This window comes from Nonlabens sp. (assembly GCF_047636915.1).
In the GTDB taxonomy this organism is placed as follows: Bacteria; Bacteroidota; Bacteroidia; order Flavobacteriales; family Flavobacteriaceae; genus Nonlabens.
The window spans coordinates 1-6,653 of sequence record NZ_JBLIGN010000110.1; the positions used below are offsets into that span (position 1 = coordinate 1).

The window sequence follows — 6,653 nt, forward strand, 5'->3', positions numbered from 1 at the left end:
ACACCCCATAAATGGCTGTGGAAAAATGCATCTTTGTGACTTATTAAAAAACTAGATTGGCAACAAAAAAAATAACTATAGGTCGTACGGATCGTGCAGATTTTCCTAACCTGAAAATAGAAGGAATTGATATTAAAGTGGATACGGGGGCATATACCAGTAGTATTCACTGCAAAGATATTGAAGAAAAGGATGGTGTGTTATACGCAACACTACTAGATGAAGAACATGATCAATATCATGGCAAACGACTTAGTTTTGAAGAGTATAAGATTACCAGTGTACGCAGCAGTAATGGGAGCGTCGATATGCGCTTTGAAGTACAGGGAAATATTAGACTTTTTAAAAAACTCTATAAGATCTCATTAACTTTAAGCAATCGAGAGGAAATGAAATATCCAGTTTTAATAGGCCGTAAGTTTCTCTCTCCTAAATTTATAGTTGATCCAGAATTACAAGATGTATCCTATTTACAGTATCAAAATGAAGATTAGTATTTTATCTCGTAGTACAAGTCTGTATAGTACAAGGCGATTGATGGAAGAAGCAAGAAAAGCAGGACATATCGCAAAGGCAATAAATGTATTGCATTGTGATATTAAATTGGAAAAGCACAAACCTACCGTTTATTATCACGGTGAAAGGTTAATCACTCCAGACGTTATTATTCCTCGCATAGGCGCTAGTATTACTTTTTATGGTACAGCTATCGTAAGGCAATTTGAGATGATGAATTGCTTTACGACAGTAAGTTCTATAGCCCTAGTGCGCAGTAGGGATAAATTACAAAGTCTTCAATTACTTTCAAGAAGTGGCGTAGATATGCCTAAGACTGTTTTTACTAATTTTGGAGAGCATACTGATGAGATATGTAAACAAGTAGATGGTCCACCAGTAGTTATCAAAGTTCTTGAAGGAACACAAGGAATCGGTGTTAGCCTTGCAGAGACCATTGAAGCGGCAGATGCTATTATAGACGCTAATAATGAATTGGGAACTCGCGTCATTATACAAGAATTTATAAAAGAAGCTGGTGGCGCAGACCTGCGTGCTTTTGTTGTTGGAGATAAAGTGGTAGGTGCTATGAAAAGACAGGCTCAAAAAGGAGAGTTTAGGTCCAATCTCCATCGTGGTGGCACTGCAAAGAGTATAACGCTTACTAAAATTGAAGAACAAACGGCTATAAGTGCGGCAAAGTCTTTAGGGTTAGAGGTTTGTGGTGTAGATCTTCTTCAAAGTAGTCGTGGTCCATTGGTATTAGAAGTGAATAGTTCTCCTGGTCTAGAAGGAATAGAAAGAGCCACGGGTAAAAACATTGCAGGTGAAATTATAAAGTACATAGAAAAAAGAGTTCATGCTTAAACAGTTGAAAATATTCGATACCTTAATTGAGCCTGGGAAAAGTTATAGGCTTAATTTTAATATGGCCAAGCTGTATACTTCTACAAGTATCGAAGTGCCTGTAATAGTAGAACGCAGTAAAAAAGCTGGTCCAGTAGTTCTAATAACTGGTGGGATTCACGGAGATGAAATTAATGGGATTGAAGTGGTAAGACAGCTAATTGCAAAAAAAATAAATAAGCCTATCATAGGCACTGTTATAGCTATTCCTGTTTTAAATGTATTTGGATTTTTAAGCGGTACAAGAGAGTTTCCTGACGGGAGAGATTTAAACAGGGTTTTTCCAGGAACTAAATCTGGTGCGCTAGCAAGTAGATTTGCTTATCAAGTAACTAAGGAGATTTTACCACAAGCAGATATTATATTAGACTTTCACACTGGTGGAGCGCAACGTTTCAACGCACCTCATTTAAGAGTATCACAATTAGAAACTAAGTCGTGGGATCTTGCTCAGGTTTTTAATGCACCATTTCTTGTGAATGGCAGCAATGTTAAAAAGACCCTTAGAGCTACTTGTGCTGATCTAGGGAAGACCTATTTACTTTTTGAAGGAGGTATGTCTAACAGGAGTGATAAGCATATAGTCGCTACGGCGGTAAATGGAGCGATTAGGGTGCTGGACCATTTAAAAATGCTAGACGCAACTATCGAAGTTAAAACTCCAAAAAAGGAGTCTGTAGTAATTACAAAATCAAAATGGATAAGAGCAAATTATTCGGGCTTATTACATCCTAAAGTACCTTGTGGTAAAAAGGTAGAAAAAGATGAGTTTATCGCTACGATAACAGACCCCTATGGCGAATTTAGATATCAAGTAAAAGCGCCACATGCAGGTTACGTGATCAACGTAAATTTTAGCCCGCTGGTGTATCAAGGTGATGCCATATTTCATATTTCAAAAAATGATGACTAAGCACGAATTGAGAAGAGAATATTTAGACCGTAGACGGGCACTTACAGATATAGAAGTGCAAGAATCAAGCCTTCAAATTGCTAATAAAGCACTAGAGCTTGATATATGGAGTTTTTCTAACTATCACGTTTTTTTGCCTATTCAGAAACAAAAAGAGATCAATACGGAGTATCTACTTCATATTCTTCAAGGAAAAGATAAAAATATCGTGGTGTCTAAGTCTAATTTTGAGGACATTTCTATGTCTCATTATTTGCTTACAGATCAAACGAAATTAAGGATTAACTCGCATGGAATTCCAGAACCTGACCAAAACGGAATTCCGATAGATGAAAAAAATATAGATGTCGTTTTTGTTCCATTAGTGATAGCAGACAGATTTGGAAATCGTGTGGGCTATGGAAAAGGATTTTATGATCGATTTTTAAAAAAATGTAGACCAGATGTAATAAAAATTGGGCTTTCAATGTTTAAACCAATAGAGTCTAAAATAGATATGCATGTCAATGATGTCGGTCTGAATTATATTTTATATGGAGAAGAAGTTATAGATTTAGGTTAAATCACCCTCTGAATGTAGTAAGGAAAGTAATTAACCATGGTTCCTTAAAATTTAATCATTATTTTCACGTGCTTAATCAAATCAGACCACTGCTTTTCAGTAGTGTAATTTGAGCGTTTTCCCTTAAAACGATGAAAATTATCCCTAAAAGAAAATTGCAGCAACAGTTGCAAGACAAAGAGTATTTCTCAAAAGAAACAGCACTGACTACCTTGACAGGTTCTTATAGCTATAATCATAAAACAGGTTTTTGTTTTATGGATGAAATAGGAAAGAAAGTTCTTCAGTTGCCTGATAATTTTGAGCTGAGCATCGATTCTGCACTTACTTTATTTGTAGATCATCGAGATGCTATAAGGAAGTTCAATAACTGTCTTAAAGGACACAGTTTTGAGAATGATATTGAAATGATAGACTATAATGGTCATAAGTTCTGGGTTAGGGCTTCTGGAAAATTGCTCGAAGATGACCTTACAGGAAATACATTAGGGATACGCGGCGTGTTTGTAAGTATCGACCGTTTTATCAAACAAGGTAAAGAATTAGAAAAAAGAGCGCGCTTAATAAATGTTCAAAATGATCGATTGATTCATTTTGCACACATTATATCTCACAACCTTAGATCACACTCTAGTAATTTAGAACTTACCTTGGAAACTTTTGCAGATAAAAATTCAGACTCAGAAGAAGCGGTTTTTAAAAGTTATATTCAGGATATTTCTAAAAGCTTGAGTCAGACATTAGAGCATCTTAATGAAGTGGTCACTATTAGTACTCATGAAAAAAACACAGATCTTGTAGACATTAAAAGTATGTTTGAATCGGTGCTTGAAGAGCATGCTCCTTTATTAGAGCATTTAGAGGCTACTATTCATTATGATTTTACTGCTTTGACGCACATTAATTATGTGTCATCGTTTTTACGTAGTATCATGACTAATCTATTATCGAATGCAATCAAGTACCGGGATTTGTCAAGACCCCTTCAAATCGACGTTGAGACAATTTGTGAAAAAACCAAAAAATTGCTTGTTTTTCAGGATAATGGAATAGGGATAGATTTAGACAGAAATGGAAGCAAAATTTTCAATATGTACGGCACTTTTCATGACAATGATGACGCCCGTGGCGTAGGCTTATTCCTTACTAAAAATCAGATAGAGTCTTTGGGTGGAGATATTTCAGTAAAAAGTGTTCTTGGAGAAGGCAGCTCCTTTAAAGTAAAATTTTAAGATGACAGATACCTTGGTTAAAAAAGCATGTATCATTGATGATGATAAATTATATGTAAGTTTGATTAGAATGCTAATCAGAAAGAATAAATTTGCTGTTGAACTTTTGGTTTTTGAAAATGGAAAACTGGCTTTTAATTATTTCAAAGAAGAATTAACAAAGGAAATCCCAAGTTTACCAGAAGTTATTCTGTTAGACTTAAATATGCCTATTATGGACGGTTGGGAGTTTTTAGAAGCTGTTGAGCCATTTGCAGATATGTTGAATGCAAAGCTCTTTGTGGTGAGTTCTACGATAAATCCGCTAGAGGTTAGTAAGGTGAACAATCATAAATTCGTAACTGCTTTTATGACTAAACCGATAAACAAAGAAGCGATGGTTCGTTTTTTTACGAAATAAGCTGTTTTTTCAACGAGGGGTTAATTGGGTTTTTTAGCGTCTGGAAAAGCTTTTTTACTAAATAGGATTAGTAGCATCACTCCTATGGTAATGGCGCTATCGGCGACATTGAAAATAGCGTTGAAAAATTTAAATTGTTCTCCACCTACAAGAGGAATCCATTCGGGCCAGTTCCCTTCAAACAAAGGGAAATACAACATATCTACTACATGGCCATAACCCAAATCAGCATATCCACTTGTTTCAGGAAAAGCCGTTGCAATCGCTCCGTGATAACTTCCAGAGAAAATGACTCCATAGAAAATAGAGTCTATAATATTTCCTAAGGCACCAGCAAATATTAATGAAATACAAAGAATCAAGATTTTATGGCCATTCATTTTAATGCTACTCACTAACCAGTAACCGATACCAAATACCGCAAATACTCTAAACACTACCAGAATTAACTTACCGTAATCTCCAGGTATTTCCATTCCCCAAGCCGCACCAGCATTTTCATAAAACAATAATTTAAATTTCCCCCAATCGACTATAGCGTCGCTACTGCTGCTAGTTAATGTGTAATTGAGTTTTATATAAATCTTACTGGCTTGGTCTATGAAAAGAACCACTAGAATAATTGCAACTGCTTTTGATAATTTCATTAAATGTTTTTCAAAAATGTAAAAATACTATTTATTAGTCTTTTTAATATGGCTTATGTTACCAGAAACCGTTTCTATTGAGGCAAAAAACTCTATCAATGTAGGTTTTATAAATATGGAAACTTTACCAGATTTTGAAAAACTAGTAATGTCATGTTTCTCTAACGCTATAAAAACATCTGCATAGATGGATATATAATTCAAATCACTTTGGATTTGATTCATCTTACAGCTGCCAGAAAGCTGGTTGATATAAACATTTTTAAAAATGCCAGAAATAGTTATATCAGTATTTTGAGTGTTAAGAACAACTTTTTTAAATCGAGGTATGTAAATAATAGCATTGCCATCTACAACTTTATGCACACTCAGCTTATCTCCTGGAAAAGTGAAAGACGGGTGGATCGGATCAGTAATTAGCAAGGAATCATTTCTAACAATACTCGTTAATACTACCGCATTTCTATATTCACCATTTTGACGAGTGATGATTTTCACCTGGTCACTGGTTGATGTTTTAATTTCTAATTTAAGATATTAAAGGAGATCGATATGCACTACTTCAAAAGTACTTTGCAGATGTTGCCTTTCATTTTTTATGGAAGAAGTTTGTTGTGCATTCGCTTTCGCGAAAGTGAGAACAATACAACCAAATAAAACACAAGAAAACCTTTGTAAAAAAGAACAAGCATTGCGATTATTCATAGTACAAAGGTTTCTATTTTTATACATACCAAAAGAGCAGTGTATATGCCACTACTGCATGTTTTTTGCTTCAATACTCAATGTTGCGTGAGGAACTAATTCCAAACGCTTTTTGTTGATCAGTTTTCCGGTTACACGGCACACTCCATAAGATTTATTTTGAATTCTTATCAGGGCATTTTTAAGGTCTCTTAAAAACTTTTCTTGACGTATAGCAAGCTGTGCGCTGGTTTCTTTACTCATTACTGCACTGCCTTCATCAAATGCTTTAAATTGAGGCGCTGTATCCTCAGTGCCATTACTTGCATTATTCATGTAAGCACTTTTGATCAGTTCATACTGTTCTGTAGCTTCTTCGATCTTTGCAAGCAGTATGTTTTTGAAGTAGGCTAGGTCGTCATTGCCGTATCTTAATTTTTCATTTGTATTCATGCGCTATAGTTTATTAATCTTAATAGAAGTGGCAATATCGTCAAATTCAATTATTGTACCGTTATCAAGGTATTGTGTTATTGTTAATAGGTCGGCAAGTGTTTCCTCTTTGATATAATGCTCATTTGTTTTTAGAGCATCGTCCAGTTCACTATGAGACGCAATCTCAATAGTGATGCGATCGGTAACCTCTAGTCCAGACTCTTTTCTTATGTTTTGAATGCGATTTACTATTTCTCTAGAAATCCCTTCCTTTTTAAGTTCTGGTGATAAGGTAACATCAAGTGCAACGGTAATACCTGATTGGTTTGCTACTAGCCATCCTTCTATGTCCGAAGACGTAATCTCTACATCTTCAAGT

Annotated in this window: 10 protein-coding genes; 6 read left to right on the forward strand and 4 right to left on the reverse strand. The window is 35.2% G+C overall.

What is annotated here, in order from left to right; translation table 11 throughout:
• Positions 1 to 56: 56 nt before the first annotated feature.
• From ACJAT0_RS11895 to ACJAT0_RS11920, 6 genes are all read left to right on the forward strand, one after another.
• Positions 57 to 494, forward strand: coding sequence for an ATP-dependent zinc protease (locus tag ACJAT0_RS11895; RefSeq protein WP_374004540.1), 438 nt, complete (start codon positions 57 to 59; stop codon positions 492 to 494).
• Positions 484 to 1,362: a 30S ribosomal protein S6--L-glutamate ligase gene (gene rimK, locus ACJAT0_RS11900; RefSeq protein ID WP_415181832.1), complete on the forward strand. Its 879-nt coding sequence runs from the start codon at positions 484 to 486 to the stop codon at positions 1,360 to 1,362. The genes ACJAT0_RS11895 and rimK overlap by 11 nt, the downstream gene beginning before the upstream one ends.
• Entirely contained in the window at positions 1,355 to 2,314 is a 960-nt protein-coding gene (locus ACJAT0_RS11905; protein WP_415181833.1) for a succinylglutamate desuccinylase/aspartoacylase family protein, read from the forward strand. Before rimK ends, ACJAT0_RS11905 begins: the two co-directional genes overlap by 8 nt.
• Entirely contained in the window at positions 2,307 to 2,876 is a 570-nt protein-coding gene (locus ACJAT0_RS11910; RefSeq protein WP_415181839.1) for a 5-formyltetrahydrofolate cyclo-ligase, read from the forward strand. Before ACJAT0_RS11905 ends, ACJAT0_RS11910 begins: the two co-directional genes overlap by 8 nt.
• Positions 2,877 to 3,007: 131 nt before the next feature.
• Positions 3,008 to 4,108 (forward strand): sensor histidine kinase, encoded by a 1,101-nt coding sequence (locus ACJAT0_RS11915; protein ID WP_415181834.1) that lies wholly within the window; start codon positions 3,008 to 3,010, stop codon positions 4,106 to 4,108.
• Position 4,109: 1 nt separating this feature from the next.
• Complete coding sequence (locus ACJAT0_RS11920) at positions 4,110 to 4,508, forward strand: response regulator (RefSeq protein WP_415181835.1); 399 nt, start codon at positions 4,110 to 4,112, stop codon at positions 4,506 to 4,508.
• Between the two features lie 20 nt (positions 4,509 to 4,528).
• On the opposite strand, the gene ACJAT0_RS11925 is transcribed toward ACJAT0_RS11920, so the two are convergent.
• The 4 genes from ACJAT0_RS11925 to ACJAT0_RS11940 all read right to left on the reverse strand — a co-directional run.
• Entirely contained in the window at positions 4,529 to 5,155 is a 627-nt protein-coding gene (locus ACJAT0_RS11925; RefSeq protein WP_415181836.1) for a lipoprotein signal peptidase, read from the reverse strand.
• 27 nt (positions 5,156 to 5,182) lie between these two features.
• Positions 5,183 to 5,653, reverse strand: coding sequence for a hypothetical protein (locus tag ACJAT0_RS11930; protein ID WP_415181837.1), 471 nt, complete (start codon positions 5,651 to 5,653; stop codon positions 5,183 to 5,185).
• 258 nt (positions 5,654 to 5,911) lie between these two features.
• Positions 5,912 to 6,292, reverse strand: a complete 381-nt coding sequence (locus ACJAT0_RS11935; RefSeq protein WP_374004529.1) for a TraR/DksA family transcriptional regulator — start codon at positions 6,290 to 6,292, stop codon at positions 5,912 to 5,914.
• Positions 6,293 to 6,295: 3 nt separating this feature from the next.
• On the reverse strand, positions 6,296 to 6,653 hold a 358-nt coding region (locus tag ACJAT0_RS11940; protein ID WP_415181838.1), incomplete at its 5' end, for a DUF5915 domain-containing protein.